The 14,010-nt window shown below is 35.9% G+C and carries 13 protein-coding genes and 1 tRNA gene; 6 read left to right on the top strand and 8 right to left on the bottom strand.

Annotated features, from left to right (window positions below; genetic code table 11):
• The 3 genes from MSWAN_RS12365 to MSWAN_RS09850 all read right to left on the bottom strand — a co-directional run bounded on the left by MSWAN_RS12365 (position 1) and on the right by MSWAN_RS09850 (position 5,494).
• On the bottom strand, positions 1-2,841 hold the full coding sequence (locus MSWAN_RS12365; RefSeq protein WP_013826499.1) for an Ig-like domain-containing protein: 2,841 nt from the start codon (positions 2,839-2,841) through the stop codon (positions 1-3).
• Positions 2,842-3,716: 875 nt separating this feature from the next.
• Positions 3,717-4,481: an ABC transporter permease gene (locus MSWAN_RS09845; RefSeq protein WP_013826500.1), complete on the bottom strand. Its 765-nt coding sequence runs from the start codon at positions 4,479-4,481 to the stop codon at positions 3,717-3,719.
• A gap of 2 nt (positions 4,482-4,483) precedes the next feature.
• Positions 4,484-5,494 (bottom strand): ATP-binding cassette domain-containing protein, encoded by a 1,011-nt coding sequence (locus MSWAN_RS09850; RefSeq protein ID WP_013826501.1) that lies wholly within the window; start codon positions 5,492-5,494, stop codon positions 4,484-4,486.
• A gap of 300 nt (positions 5,495-5,794) precedes the next feature.
• Here MSWAN_RS09850 and MSWAN_RS09855 point away from each other — a divergent pair, with 300 nt between their 5' ends.
• From MSWAN_RS09855 to MSWAN_RS12535, 3 genes are all read left to right on the top strand, one after another.
• Positions 5,795-7,174, top strand: coding sequence for an MBL fold metallo-hydrolase (locus tag MSWAN_RS09855; protein WP_013826502.1), 1,380 nt, complete (start codon positions 5,795-5,797; stop codon positions 7,172-7,174).
• Between the two features lie 242 nt (positions 7,175-7,416).
• Positions 7,417-7,890: a pyridoxamine 5'-phosphate oxidase family protein gene (locus tag MSWAN_RS09860; protein WP_013826503.1), complete on the top strand. Its 474-nt coding sequence runs from the start codon at positions 7,417-7,419 to the stop codon at positions 7,888-7,890.
• 111 nt (positions 7,891-8,001) lie between these two features.
• Positions 8,002-8,499, top strand: a complete 498-nt coding sequence (locus MSWAN_RS12535; RefSeq protein WP_144011579.1) for a TspO/MBR family protein — start codon at positions 8,002-8,004, stop codon at positions 8,497-8,499.
• Between the two features lie 21 nt (positions 8,500-8,520).
• Here MSWAN_RS12535 and MSWAN_RS09870 read toward each other — a convergent pair whose 3' ends face one another.
• Positions 8,521-9,225 carry a DNA alkylation repair protein gene (locus MSWAN_RS09870; RefSeq protein ID WP_013826505.1) on the bottom strand — a complete coding sequence of 235 codons (705 nt, stop codon included), beginning with the start codon at positions 9,223-9,225 and terminating at the stop codon, positions 8,521-8,523.
• 90 nt (positions 9,226-9,315) lie between these two features.
• Positions 9,316-9,687 carry a hypothetical protein gene (locus MSWAN_RS12540; protein WP_013826506.1) on the bottom strand — a complete coding sequence of 124 codons (372 nt, stop codon included), beginning with the start codon at positions 9,685-9,687 and terminating at the stop codon, positions 9,316-9,318.
• Positions 9,688-10,020: 333 nt separating this feature from the next.
• On the opposite strand from MSWAN_RS12540, the gene MSWAN_RS09880 reads away from it, so the two are divergent.
• Positions 10,021-10,539 (top strand): hypothetical protein, encoded by a 519-nt coding sequence (locus MSWAN_RS09880; RefSeq protein WP_013826507.1) that lies wholly within the window; start codon positions 10,021-10,023, stop codon positions 10,537-10,539.
• 226 nt (positions 10,540-10,765) lie between these two features.
• On the opposite strand, the gene MSWAN_RS09885 is transcribed toward MSWAN_RS09880, so the two are convergent.
• From MSWAN_RS09885 to MSWAN_RS09895, 3 genes are all read right to left on the bottom strand, one after another.
• A complete protein-coding gene (locus MSWAN_RS09885) occupies positions 10,766-11,290 on the bottom strand; it encodes a PRC-barrel domain-containing protein (RefSeq protein ID WP_013826508.1) in 525 nt (174 codons plus the stop codon).
• A 369-nt stretch (positions 11,291-11,659) separates the two neighbouring features.
• Positions 11,660-11,744, bottom strand: a tRNA-Ser gene (locus MSWAN_RS09890).
• A 115-nt stretch (positions 11,745-11,859) separates the two neighbouring features.
• The gene (locus tag MSWAN_RS09895; RefSeq protein WP_013826509.1) at positions 11,860-12,078 is read right to left on the bottom strand and encodes a hypothetical protein; all 219 of its coding nucleotides are present in this window, start codon (positions 12,076-12,078) and stop codon (positions 11,860-11,862) included.
• A gap of 205 nt (positions 12,079-12,283) precedes the next feature.
• On the opposite strand from MSWAN_RS09895, the gene MSWAN_RS09900 reads away from it, so the two are divergent.
• Entirely contained in the window at positions 12,284-13,228 is a 945-nt protein-coding gene (locus MSWAN_RS09900; RefSeq protein WP_013826510.1) for a hypothetical protein, read from the top strand.
• A 279-nt stretch (positions 13,229-13,507) separates the two neighbouring features.
• Entirely contained in the window at positions 13,508-13,951 is a 444-nt protein-coding gene (locus MSWAN_RS09905; protein WP_013826511.1) for a small multi-drug export protein, read from the top strand.
• Positions 13,952-14,010 lie beyond the last annotated feature (59 nt).

Genomic DNA, 14,010 nt, shown 5'->3' on the forward strand with positions numbered 1-14,010 from the left:
TCAGAAGGACAATGTTGCGTATGTACCATATATCTTTGCTGTTGCTGTGTTCCAGTTATTTATAACTCCAAATGTGTTTCTGTAGCTTATAGCATCTGCTGCGTACCATTTTCCATCGACATATATCTGCGCCCACACATGACCATACCAACTACCACTTGAAAACTTACAGTAACCATGCACGTAACGTGCTGGAATGCCTGCAGCCCTTTCAAGCGCTATCAATAAATGGGTTGTGTCAACACAGTTTCCTGTTTTAGCATTCAACGTTCCAACTGCACCATATTTAGTGTTGTAGTAGAAGGAATAATCAATGTTATTCCTCACCCAGTTGAATATTGCCATTGCCTTAGCATACGTAGTAGTTGCACCAGCATTAGCAATAATAGACTTAGACAACGCTATTATCTGAGCATTAGTAGACTGACAATTCTTAGTCTCTTGAAGATAAGGAAGTAAAGCTGCTGGTATTGTTGAGGTTGATTGGCTAACTGTTGTGAATCTGGATACGTAACCTGCTACATTGTTCCCTGCTAAATCCGTCACACTACCCGTGTGAATAAGCAGAAGATACTTAACCCCACTACTGAGGGTACTATTTGGCGCTACAGTCAACACATTACCACTTACAGACCATGTTATAGGTATCAGCGTTCCATTACTGTTTTGAAGCTCGATCCAGCCAGTACCTGCTTTGATTGTTTCACTGAAAGTGACTTTAATCACTTTATTTACAGCAACGTTCACTGCGTTGTTTGTAGGATCCACAGTTTTCACTGTAGGTGAAACAGTGTCAACAGTGAAGTGAGACACATAACCTGCTACATTATTACCAGCTAGATCAGTCACACTACCTGTATGGATAAGTAAAAGATACTTAACTCCTTTACTTAGGGTATTGCTAGCTGTTACAGTCAATACATTGCCATTGGTAGACCAAGTACTAGGTACAACTGTACCATCACTAGTTACAAGTTCTATCCAGCCAGTACCTGCTTTGATTGTTTCACTGAAAGTGACATTGATTACAGTATCCACTGCGTTGTTCACAGAATATACAGCTTTCACTGTAGGTGCAGCAGTGTCAGCAGTGAAGCGGGACACATATCCTGCAACTTTGTTGCCTGCTAGATCAGTCACACTACCCGTGTGAATAAGCAGAAGATACTTAACTCCTTTACTTAGGGTATTGCTAGCTGTTACAGTCAATACATTGCCATTGGTAGACCAGGTACTTGGTACGCTTGTACCATTACTAGTTACAAGTTCTATCCAGCCAGTACCTGCTTTAATTGCTTCACTGAATGTGACATTAATCACCTTATCAGCTGCAACGTTCACTGCGTTGTTTGCAGGATCCACAGTTTTCACTGTAGGTGCAGTACTATCCGTGCTGGTGGTGAAACGAGACACATAACCAGCAATATTGTTACCAGCCAGATCCGTCACACTACCCGTATGAATAAGCAGAAGATACTTAACCCCATAACTTAAAACACTGCTGGGCGTCACTGTCAATGTACTACCACTGATAGACCAACTACTAGGCATAACCGTGCCACTACTAGTTACAAGCTCTATCCAACCGGTACCATTTTGTATGGGTTTGCTGAATGTGACTGTGATTACTTTATCCACTGCAATGCTCACAGCGTTGTTGACAGGATCTACTGCTGTCACCGTTAGCTTGGCAACCTCATTATAAAAGTTCTCATCAATCAGCCCGTATCTGAACAAAGCATAACCTGATGAACCATTACCAATGGCAACTTGTGTGTCATTTATAAGCTCACTGGCTGATAAAGGCGTAGTATCAGTGTCGTTTTTGTAGGTTTGAAGACCCGTCACAACAGGCGTTCCATTTGCATGAGCTACAATATAAGCAGTGGTTGTACCTACCCAAGCACTAGTCGCATTGTAGTTCCCTTTATAGACCATTGCAACCATGAAATCAAGATACTGCGCAAGCGCACTGTAATCCTGCCCATAATACTTAGCATTCACAGATCCTTCAGGCATAACAGCCGCAGAAACAGCCACATCTTGTTTTATAGCCTTCACAGCACTATAAACCCTCTCAACAAAAGAAGTCACAGCATTCGTTGCAGCGGTTTCATTGTTTTGGTAAGCTGCTTGATTCTTACTCTCTACGCCACTATATCTAATGTAGTCAAGATGTATCCCTGCAACATCGTAGTTTTTAACGATGTTTTCAATAGCAGCGATCACCTCTGCCTCATGAGACTGTCCTGTAGATGATTGAGGATCAATCCAGTTTCCACTGGCATCCTTAAAACAAGTGATCCAAGCATGAACCCCTATTCCTGTGCCGTTAAGCTGAGCTAACACACTAGATAAAACGGTTTGATATGTGGGAGTTGAATAAATATTCGATTTCACAAATACGTCAGTGATGTTTGCATTTAAAAGTTCATTAACATTTAAACTTAATGCATCCCCTGTAGCTACCCATATCCCATGCACATTACTGTAATCGATCTCTCCAGCTGCCGCAGCTGAATTCACTGAATTTTCATTATTAACTTGGTTTGTAACTGTATTGGTGATGTTTCCTGTGTTTGTACTGGTAGTATTTTTTGTATTTGCACTGGTGGTGTTTCCCGCGTTTGTTGCATTTGTTTTTATGATGCCATCTGAAGTTCCATTGCTAACTGAATTGTTACTGGTTGTGGGTGTGTTATTTGAAGTATTTGTACCGTTTAAAGTACTGTTATCTGTCAGTACCTGGATTGCAGTTGTGTTTGTTAAGTTTGCTACTGTGTCGTTACTATCCACGTTGGCATATGTGCAGTTTACACTAAGTGCTAAAAGTAGCAGCATAGCCAACAAAAAATTTCTATTAATTATATCGCCCCCGTTTCCAGGACCCCCCTTAATAAAAAATTAAACCGAAAAAATTAAAAAATTGTATTTTCCAGATTAATAATTTTGAGGGGTTTTTTGACAACTATAATTATTAAAAATGTAACATATAAAAATTTTGATTAAAAATTAAAATAAAACCCAATTAAAGCTCTTTTTTAGTTTTAAAGCATCCTTAAATCTATTTGTAAACATCAACTATGCTTTCCTTCTTCTAATTTCTTATTTTTAGTAATTAACTTTTATTAGAAGCTATTTTGGGAAAATAAAACCCATGGATAGGTTTTAAACATCAATTATAATCCCTGATTAAATAATCCTTGTATATTAACTTATTTTTTAAAAAAAGACATTCCAATGCTTATTTTTTGTATTTAAGTCCTCTTCAAACCAAAAAATATCCTTATCACAGTGCCGTACATCCCAAGTTTGTTCTTTTAAAAAAAACCCCCATTGCCCAGTAATTTTAAAGAATTCTAATATACTAAGGAACCATTTCATTGTTTCTTATCTGATAAACATAAAGTTACTCTCCCCTCACTAAACAAATCCTATTATAAACTTCAATTTACCAGTTAAAAAAACTCATAAAAAGGTTCAAAAAATACATAATTTTAAAAACGAAAAAACAGGAAAATTAGAAACTTAATTCTGCAGAACTACCATATATAATCGTAGCTCTTGTGTTCCAGTTATTTATAACCCCAAATATGTTTCGGGGCTTATACCATCTGCAGTGTACCATTTTCCATGGACGTAGCCCTCGGATTGATCTTAAAAATAAAAATTGAAATAAGGGTTAAAATTTGGATGATCATTTTACGAACCAAACCTTACATTAACCCCTGTTCTCTTTTTGTGAATGCATATGCAGATGCGAAAACCATAATGGCTGCAAAGACCAGTATGACACTGATATCAACGAAGAAAGGTATCGTCGATGTATTCAGTATTGCATAGCGAAGTGCATCCACACCGTAGGTTAATGGATCCAAATAGACAGCTATCTTGAGCCATTCAGGTAGACTGGTTATTGGAAACAACGCACCGCTCAAGAAGAACATTGGAAGCACAACGAAGTTCATAATAAGGTTGAATCCTTCCATACTTTCCATAAATGCAGATATAAATAGCCCTATTCCCACAAGCCCCAGTGACATTATGATCATGATCAACATGGCAGCCAGGAACCCTACCACCGTAAGGTGGATGTTGAGCATGAATGCCAGAAAGAGGATTATTGTACCCTGGATCATGGCAGTTGTACTTGCACCAAGCGCTTTACCCAGTACAATAGAAGAACGAGATATAGGGGCCACGAACATCTCCTTCAGGAACCCGTACTGTCTATCCACTATCACAGATATCCCCGAAAAAAGTGAGGTGAAAAGTATGGTCATCCCTATTATTCCAGGGAATATGAAAGTCTGGTAACCCCCCGCAATTCCTCCAAATCTCATTGCTGAGCCCAGACCTGTTCCAAATATCAGTAGCCATAGTAGAGGTGTTACAAAGGAGGTAATAAGTCTAGATTTGTACCTTAGGAATCTTGTATTTTCCCTACGCCATATGGTGTATATTCCTTCCAATTCACCCATCACTACCGCCTCCTGCCCATTATATTAAGTCTTCCACCTTTTTTAGATTTATTTCCACCTTTACCCTTCTTCTTTTCACCTTGAGTGATGGGTTTTCCTGTGTAGTGTATAAAAACATCCTCAAGTTTGGGGTGTTCGAGTTCTATTGAATTCACAAATATTCCATTTTCGCTTGCGAAATTAACAATAGTTGGCACCAGGTTCTCACCACTTTCCACCACAAGTTTGATCTCACCATTTAGGGTGTGGATGTCTCTGACAAAGTCAAGCTTTGACACCAACGATGCGAACCTTTCCTCATCATCAACTTTGATAGTTATTATATCTGCTTTAAGCTCTTTTTTCAGGTTCTTTGGGGTGTCAGATTTTATTATTTCACCCTTGTCTATTATGGATATTTTATCGCAGAGTTTATCTGCCTCGTCCAAGTAATGGGTGGTTAAAAGAACTGTAACATCCTCCTTCTTGTTGAGGTTTTGCAGGTACTCCCAGATACTTTCCCTTGTCTGAGGGTCAAGTCCCAGGGTTGGTTCGTCTAAAAAAAGTACTTTAGGGTAATGTATTAGTCCCCGGCCAATTTCAAGCCTTCTTTTCATACCTCCAGAGTAGGTTTTTATCACTTCATCGGCCTTGTCCTGAAGCTGTGTCAAGTCAAGTATCTCATCAATACGGTCTTTTCGTACATCACGAGGCACACCATAGAGCGCAGCATGCATTTCAAGGTGTTCACGACCTGTCAAAATGTCATCAAGAGCCCTGGCCTGGAATACTATTCCAATTGACTTTCGAACCTCATTGGCATTTTTCACTATGTCATAGCCATTTACCAGTGCTGTTCCCGATGTTGGACGTAGGATAGTACACAACATAGATATCAAAGTGGTTTTTCCCGCCCCATTAGGTCCCAGAACTCCATAGATACTGTCCCTTTTAACTTTAAGGTTTATACCATTCACCGCAGTGAAATCATCAAATTTTTTAGTTATATTATCCGTTTCTATGATATAATCCATGATCGCACCTCATGATCGCACCTTTCGTGATTTTAAGTATTTTTTAAATATCTTTCCCCTTTTACTAATAATACATATCGATTTTTATATCGATTTTAATACAAAAATATTTGAAAACAGATATTGAAATATATTAATAACTTCAGATAAATTAATCTTATAACAAATTAAGAATTTTATAGGAAATGGAATAATTTTATAGGATATTTTCAGCTTAAAAATACTGCTAAAGGTTATAAATTTAGTATAATTTGAATATCATCATTATACACATATTTCCAATAATATGGAGGTTGAAGTGTGATATTTGAAATTGTAAAATCCGCAGGAATCGCCCATAAATCCTATTTTATAGGTTCTAAAGGGGCAGCCGCAGTTATTGATCCTCGAAGAGACTGCGATATATATCTTAAACTTGCAGAAAAGAACAATTTAAAGATAGAACACATATTTGAAACCCATAGAAATGAGGATTACACCATAGGATCATTAGAACTTTCAGAAATTGTTGGAGCAGAAATACATCACAGTAATAAACTTAATTTTGCTTATGGTACTCCTGCAAAGAATGGAGATAAATCCAAGATTGGAAGTCTAATTTTAGAAGTTTTTGAAACACCGGGCCATACTGATGATAGCATATCCATAAAATTAAAGGATATAGAAGTTTCAAAGGATATTTACATGGTATTTACAGGTGACACCCTTTTTACAGGTGAAGTTGGAAGGTGTGATCTTTACGGTGAGGAAGAAATTCCAAAAATGGCTAAAAACCTCTACGAAAGCATCTTCCAGAAAATATTACCCCTGGGTGATGAGGTCATTGTATGTCCCGCCCACGGTTCAGGCTCGGTTTGTGGTGCAGACATACGTGAACAGGAATTTACAACAGTAGGATATGAGAAAAAAACGAATTCAATGCTTAAAAAAAGTAGGAAAGATTTCGTTGAGTATAAAATAAATGAAAAACTTTACACTCCACCTTATTTCAGGAAAATGGAAAATAACAACGTGAAAGGTCCTAAATTACTGTGTAAACTTCCTTACCTTAAACCTCTGAGTATGGATGAAGTCAAATGGTTCCTTGAAAATGATGCCCAGATTGTGGATGTCCGTAACCCCACTGACTTTGCAGGCGGACACATACCAGGTACACTTAACATTTGGAGAGAAGGCCTTCCAGCATTTGCAGGTTGGTTTCTGAACTATGAGCAGCCAATCATCGTAGTGGAAAATAAAAACAACTTCATGGATGAAATAAATAGATTCCTCATCCGTTTGGGATACGATAATATATACGGACACCTTTCAGGCGGTTTTCCTGTTTGGTTCAAGGGTGCTGGGGCTGTGGAGACTTTAAGGACCTGGTCTGTGCACGATCTAAAGAAAAAATTAGAAGAAGAACCAAAAGATGAATCCCTATTCCTTCTGGACGTGAGAAAAGAAAAAGATTGGATAGAGGGACATATAGAAGGATCTCATAACGTATATGTTGGACTTTTAAAGGATCATCTTGAAGAAGTGCCCCGTAATAAGCATGTGGTTGTGTACTGTGATGCCGGATACAAGGCGAGTATTGCAGCATCTCTACTGAAAATGAATGGTTATGAAAATGCTACCAATGTTCTGGGCAGCATGAAAGCCTGGAAAAAAGCGGGTTATCCTGTGACCAAGAACTAAGTTCGATTTCTTGGTTATTCCAACATAGCATTCCCCTAGTCCTGTGACCAAGAATTAACTAAGTTATTTCATAGACAACTGTGGCTGAAGTTTTAGCATCAAAAGCCACGGTTGGACAAGAATAGCTAAGTTTCCTGACCCAAAAAAATGGTTAATCCTTGACAAAATCTACTGGCTGTTATTTATATTAACAAGTTAGAAAATATTAATAAATGTGAGTTTTAATTTTTGTTGGTGAGAGTATGGACATCCTGAAAATTCCAATTATGAATAAAATGGAATACGATGAATTAATAAATGAACAGTACATCAGTAGAATTGCTTTTAAAGGTGAATATCCATATATAGCCCCTTTCATGTATGTTTTCAATGGTAAATCTCTTTATTTTCTCTCAACCAAATACGGTAAGAAGATCCAGTTGTTCAGGAAAAATCCCAAAGTTGCAATAGAGATAGAAAAATACGCAGATGATCTTTCAGAATTTCGCTTTGTAACCCTTCAAGGACGCATCAGTGAAGTTAAAGACCCATCTGAAAAAAAAGACGTTAAGAAACGGTTTGTGGATCTCATCAAAAGTAAACACCTTTCAAGAAGCATCATGGCCGCACTTGGCCATTCTCCAGAAGAACCTCCCGAATCCATATTGAAGGAAGAAAAATCATTCGTGTGGAAGCTGGTGGACGTTGAGAACATCGTAGGCATTAAAAATCAATGAACTTTAAAAAAAGTAAAAATTTGTTAAACGAATAAAAAAAGTAAATAAACAACTAGTAAATTTAAAGAAGGTAAATTAAGAGGTTAAAGAAGGTAAAAAGTTAAGAGGAGGATGAAATTGGAACAAAGTTTTAAACTAAATGAAATTCCAAAACTTGTTGTTGCTTTATTAATTCCATTAATTATTGGATTTTTAGGATCCATTGCAACAACCTCCCAAATACCAACATGGTACGCAACACTGGTGAAACCTTTATGGGCACCTCCGAACTGGGTTTTTGCACCCATATGGACTACACTGTTCATATTGATGGGAATAGCTCTTTATCTGGTATGGCGCCGGGGGCTGGAAAGGAGAGATGTAAGGTTCGCCATTTTGATCTTCGCAGTGCAGTTAGTGCTGAACTTGCTATGGTCGATTGTATTTTTCAGTTTCCACTCGATTCTGGGCGGTTTTATTGTAATACTAATACTGTGGATCGCTATACTTGCAAACATCATAGCATTCTACATTATATCAAAACCTGCAGGAATTTTGCTCGTACCTTACATAATCTGGGTTAGCATAGCTTCCTATCTAAACTACAGTTTATATCTACTGAACATCTAAAAAAAAGTGCTTCACTTTTTATCAATTTCTAACTCTTTTTTTGGGATTTCTTATTTTAATTCTTTTTTGAACAGCTTCACTTTCAAGCTCCCTCAAAGCATCAGACGCTATCCATTTAGCACTTTTTGAGTCTATTTTATGGATTTCCTTTGAAACTTCAAGGGCCTTTTCATTCAGTGCAATATTTCTTTTTCCTATTTGTCTTAAAGCCCAGTTAACAGCTTTTTTAACGTAATTTCTCCCATCAGTTGATTCCCTTATTATGTGGGGAAAAAATTCCTCAAATTTCGTATCTTCGGCATTTTTATCGCTCACTGCAAGTCTGGCCATCAGTGCAAAGCCGGCCCTTTTAACAAATTCTTCATCCCTGAAACTCCATTCCACTGCCTTCAGGTATGCAATGGGCATTTTCTCAAATAGGTTCATACAACATTGATCGCAGAGTTCCCAGTAATCAAAATCCATGGCCCACTGCTCCATCTGTTCTTCTGTAACCATTTTGGGTTCGTCGATCATGCAGGCAAGTATCCTGGTCTCTCGAATATCCGATTCCCATAAACTTGCTGCCAACTGATGATCTTTGCCTATCTCCTTTGCAAATATCCTTAAATCAGGTATTTTAACTCCATAAGCTTTTTTTGGCGTAATTCCAAATCTTGCCATCTGTTCTGCAGATTTATTTTGTGATAAATCTTTTAACCGGGTTATAACTTCTTCATATTCCATTTTTAATCCTCAGATTGTTATTTTAATTTAGTTACATCTATTTTTGAATAATTATTCTTTCACACGATTTATCCTAGAAAAATGGTCTCTCTAATGGTTTTGAATTATATACCCAAATCCAATCGTAACTGTAGGTATAATAAGATATGTGAGGCCTATGTCCATCATGTAGTTTTCAAAGCTCATTTGCATCGGCCCCCACATAAAAAGGGATAGGTCGAGTATTATGTTGATTAAAAACCATACCATACCTGTTAAAATTCCTTCTCTTAAAAAATCAGTGCTTAAATTTGTGAAATACTTGATTGAAATTAAGACAACAGTTAAAGTTATGACAACAGGCATTATAGACTCAAAAAGTGGATTTTCAGATGTTTTTAGTGGGTATATTACTACTGAAACCAGAAATGGTACAAGCCACAACAAAAATCCAAAAATAAGTATTTTAGTTGTTTTGTTCATTCTAACCCTCAAATATTTTTTTTATATGATATTTGACCTTTATTATTTTGTATTATTTTTTTCCAATCTGTTGCTTATTTTTGCATTTATTTTTTTGTTCAATGGAGTGGTTGTTAAAGTTCGCCTTTTTCTTTCTGAGGGTTGTGCATTTTCAGATATGTTTTTTTATTACTCAATTTATATAACTAAGTGAGTAAATTATTAATAAACATTGAGTTAAGTTCCGCTGAAAAGTCTACAGATGACAAAAAGATTGGCTTAATAAGTATAAATACCAAACTTTAGATAAAAAGAGGTATCTACTTAAGTACATACTAAAAAAATGGTGATAAGATGGATCTAGATCGTTACGTTCTGCCCGTAATAGCAATATTAGTAATACTGATTTTAATCGTGACTGCAATTTCTTTATCAGGAAACAGCACCTTCCAAACAGGAAACCTTCACTTTGAATATCCAAATACTTGGAATCAAGATCATATTGTTGGAAACTTCAGCAACGAATCGCTCTACTCCGAGGTAACATTCACTGCAAATTTCAAAGATAACACAAGCCAGGAACAACCAGCTTACATCACCATTCAGATGCAACAGAAATCAGAGGGCGTAGTAAATTTACCTAACTCCAATTCGATTTTCATGAACACAACAAACTCATCTATAGCTTCAGTGGAAATAGGAAATATTACTGCCACCCAGATGGGGAGTTATGGTCAGAATATTGCAAAAAAAGTAACTACAATTGAAAACAACAATTATTATTACACAATAGCATATATATGCCCACCATACGCAATGAATCAGACAGAAGAAGCATATAACACCATAATTAAAACCTTGAAGATTAGTTGATTTTCTAAAAATTAACTGATCTTTAATTTTTTTAAAACAAAGTCCTGACAAAATATCCTTTTTTAAAACATGATTAAGAAACAATCTGTTAAATAGGATAGAAAATTAAGTTAAGATATTTTTTTAATTAAAATGGAATCTTATTTTGAACTGAAATTTTTATTAAACTAAAATGTATATTAAATAAAAAGAACTAAAAAAGAGAAATCAAATAATTAAATAGGTTTTAGTCCACTATTCTTTGATCTATATCCCCTTTTTCAAGTTGTAGTAAGATATAATCTCCAACACGGTCAATATCATCTTCAGAAATTATTAACCTTTTTTTGTTGAAGGTTTTTCCAGTAGCTACAATCACGTTTGGAACTAAAAATCCATTGGGATCCAGAACCATGTCACTTATTTTACCAACCTCGATACCGTCCTTTGTAAGTACAACTTTTCCTACAAAATCCTTGAAGTGGGATCCTTTTGGGCTTAAATCCTCAATTTTATCAAGTTTAACCCTTTTATCAATCTCTTCAGAGTCCACATTTAATTGAACGTAATCTCCCACCACCATTACATCGTCTTCAGCCACTGCTAGGTACTTTTTACTTAAAGTAGAACCTGTAGAAATAAAAATAGTGTCAACCATAAATATCATATCAACTAAACCATTTTTTAATTTTATAGAAAGTTCAGCCACTTTGCCTAAGTCTCTTGCGTCTTTAGTTATGACCTTCATTCCTATGAACTCGCTAGCTTTCATTTATCAACACTCCCTTTATTCCAAATTTGGATAAATTTAATCACAATTTTGTTTATAGTCATATATATTTTATTGCCCAAATCTTGCCCAATTTTTTTTTATTACCCTATTAAGGAACAATGGTTTTCAAAAAATCCGTATAAGGTTAAATAGTTTGTGTAAAGCATAATTAACTGACTATACTGCCAAAATTACTGTAAAATACAACTTAAAGAATTATAAATAAATTTAAAGCACTTAAATTAAAGCAAATAGAAAATTTTAGGGTACAAAAATAAAATTATTTAAATATCTGAAGTTCAGGTAAAATGGTTGATCCTGTAATATTTTATAAGAAAAATATGTTCATGAACATTAAAAAATAATTAACGCCGGGACTGGGATTTGAACCCAGGATGAGCAATGCTCAACAGGATTTCGAATCCTGCGCCTTCCCAGACTAGACTATCCCGGCATATGAAACAAAAATATCTTCAATAAATGCAACAGTAAATGCAGATACAAGACCCAATTAAAGTTTAATCAATAGATAATATGATTCTAGAAATTATCCCTTAGATAATGTGCTTTTAGGGTATAACCCTCAGATAATGTGCTTCATTGGCACCTGCATTAAATTCAATGCTTTTAACTCCCTTTTCAATATCCTCAAATATCTTCCAGAGGGTGTCATCATCTGCATAAATACAGAATGTATCTTCTTTTTCCATTAAAACCTTTTCAACACCATCATAATCTTTTTTGAGGTCTTGATAAATTTCGCAAGCTTTCTCTTCATTTTCATCCATTATTTATCCTCTTATAAACCTTATACTGATTTTATCCTTTTATAATCATTGTGCATGATCTAATTATATATTTATCCAAGACCGGTTTAATAAATAGTTTAGTTGTTACTTCCGTTAACCGTATATATTAAGTCCACTGTTAATCCTCAAATTCATTCTACAGAAGAAAAAAATTATTATGTTTGTAATAACATAATTTAACTTTATGATAAAGAGTACAAAGGTCCACAATTTAGGATTACTTGCAATTTTTGTCTTTTTATTGGCATCTATTTCAATGGTAAGCGCCCATCAGCCCAGATTGGAAACTGGTGCGAATGTCTCCTACCAAAACCCTATAATCGTCCAGAATCCCGAAATATCACAGGCTTTCTACTCTCAACTCAATGGAAATCCGGATTACTACAAAATAAGTTCTGATAAAACATTTAAACTCTATCTTAACCTCCTGATACCAGCCAGCCCGGGCATCAGCGGGAGCTTTGTATCGGCTGAAGTTCTGGATTCAACTGGGAATAATATATTAATGGTTAACGGGACAAACGCCAATTGGCAGCCTTACTTCGAAGAATTTGGTGGGGACAACTACCTCAAGGGACCTGAAGCCACAACCAACCTCCCCGCCGGTACCTACTACATAAAGGTATTCAACGCACCAAACCAGGGAAAATATGCCATTGCCATTGGAGACATAGAATCATTCCCTTTAGACGAGTCTTTAAAAGCAATTGTTACAATACCCTTACTTAAAGAGCAATTTTTTGGAAAACCCGTTTCAACACTGTTTTTTGAATTTTTAGGAATAATTTTGGCATTGGGATCCATAATGATGCTATTTGCAATGCTCCTAAAATCCAGAAAGTCAGATGAGATCACACAACTCACAGTTAAAGTCAATGAAGTCATTAAACCAGTTATGTGGTTAGGAATTGTGATAACAGCATTCGTATGGTTGTACGTGATGTACAAAGACCCTTTAAACATAGTTGGAATCCTCAATACCCTGCTTTTGATTATCATAATAATTTTGAGCTGGTACACTGGATCCAAACTCTCCAAAATGGAATTTGGAAAGCTGCCACTTAAAACCATGGCTCTATTGGTTATTTTATGGTGGTTATTCGTGTACCTATCCATAGCAATAATATAAACTTCACAATAAACATCCACAGACTGAAAACTTCCAAGTAAGACGGGATGAAAACTTCCATAAGGACCTGATATACTTCAAATTGACTGAAAAAAGAATTGGAAATCTGGAAAATAAAAAATAACCGGGGACTGTGATTTTGATCTGGTTTGGGTTTCTTACTATTTTTTTATCTGCTCAACTTACTAAGTTAATTCTATTAATATGTAATATGCTAATTTGTAGTATACTAATTTAATTTTTTAAATAAAAATGTCTAATAATAAATTAAGGTGAATCATGGATATAATAATCAGCATTACAACTGTTTTCATATCATCAGTGATTGAACTATGGCTTTCTATTCCCTTAGGGCTGGCATTTGGCCTTAATCCATTTTTAATTGTTGCTGTATCTGCTTTAGGATCTGTGTTTGCAGTTTTTGTTGTCGCAACCTTTGGAGAAAGTATAAGGAAATGGATTATAAAAAAACGGTACGGCGAAGGTAACAACATTAGAAAAGGGAGTATCTATGAGGTATGGAATAAATATGGTACTGTAGGTTTGGGATTGTTATCACCACTCCTTTTTGGCGCACCACTGGGTACTGCCATTGGAATTGCTCTGGGAGCTCGTAAAAATAATTTAATCATATGGATGGCCCTGGGAATTATTTTGTGGAGTGCCATGCTCACAGCAGCAGGTACATTGGGAGTAATGAGCTTTCAAACAGTTACAAAATAGATCCATTGAAACTCACCCACACAGTGATGAGAAACATCATTTTTTAAAAAAAAATAAAT

The organism is Methanobacterium paludis, assembly GCF_000214725.1.
Classification (GTDB): Archaea; Methanobacteriota; Methanobacteria; order Methanobacteriales; family Methanobacteriaceae; genus Methanobacterium_C; species Methanobacterium_C paludis.

Excerpts from the sequence above, each read along its gene's own strand:
- MSWAN_RS12365 (WP_013826499.1), bottom strand. The coding sequence starts at position 2,841 with ATGCTGCTACTTTTAGCACTTAGTGTAAACTGCACATATGCCAACGTG.
- MSWAN_RS09845 (WP_013826500.1), bottom strand. The coding sequence starts at position 4,481 with ATGGGTGAATTGGAAGGAATATACACCATATGGCGTAGGGAAAATACA.
- MSWAN_RS09850 (WP_013826501.1), bottom strand. The coding sequence starts at position 5,494 with ATGGATTATATCATAGAAACGGATAATATAACTAAAAAATTTGATGAT.
- MSWAN_RS09860 (WP_013826503.1), top strand. The coding sequence starts at position 7,417 with ATGGACATCCTGAAAATTCCAATTATGAATAAAATGGAATACGATGAA.
- MSWAN_RS12535 (WP_144011579.1), top strand. The coding sequence starts at position 8,002 with ATGAAATTGGAACAAAGTTTTAAACTAAATGAAATTCCAAAACTTGTT.
- MSWAN_RS09870 (WP_013826505.1), bottom strand. The coding sequence starts at position 9,225 with ATGGAATATGAAGAAGTTATAACCCGGTTAAAAGATTTATCACAAAAT.
- MSWAN_RS12540 (WP_013826506.1), bottom strand. The coding sequence starts at position 9,687 with ATGAACAAAACAACTAAAATACTTATTTTTGGATTTTTGTTGTGGCTT.
- MSWAN_RS09880 (WP_013826507.1), top strand. The coding sequence starts at position 10,021 with ATGGATCTAGATCGTTACGTTCTGCCCGTAATAGCAATATTAGTAATA.
- MSWAN_RS09885 (WP_013826508.1), bottom strand. The coding sequence starts at position 11,290 with ATGAAAGCTAGCGAGTTCATAGGAATGAAGGTCATAACTAAAGACGCA.
- MSWAN_RS09895 (WP_013826509.1), bottom strand. The coding sequence starts at position 12,078 with ATGGATGAAAATGAAGAGAAAGCTTGCGAAATTTATCAAGACCTCAAA.
- MSWAN_RS09900 (WP_013826510.1), top strand. The coding sequence starts at position 12,284 with ATGATAAAGAGTACAAAGGTCCACAATTTAGGATTACTTGCAATTTTT.
- MSWAN_RS09905 (WP_013826511.1), top strand. The coding sequence starts at position 13,508 with ATGGATATAATAATCAGCATTACAACTGTTTTCATATCATCAGTGATT.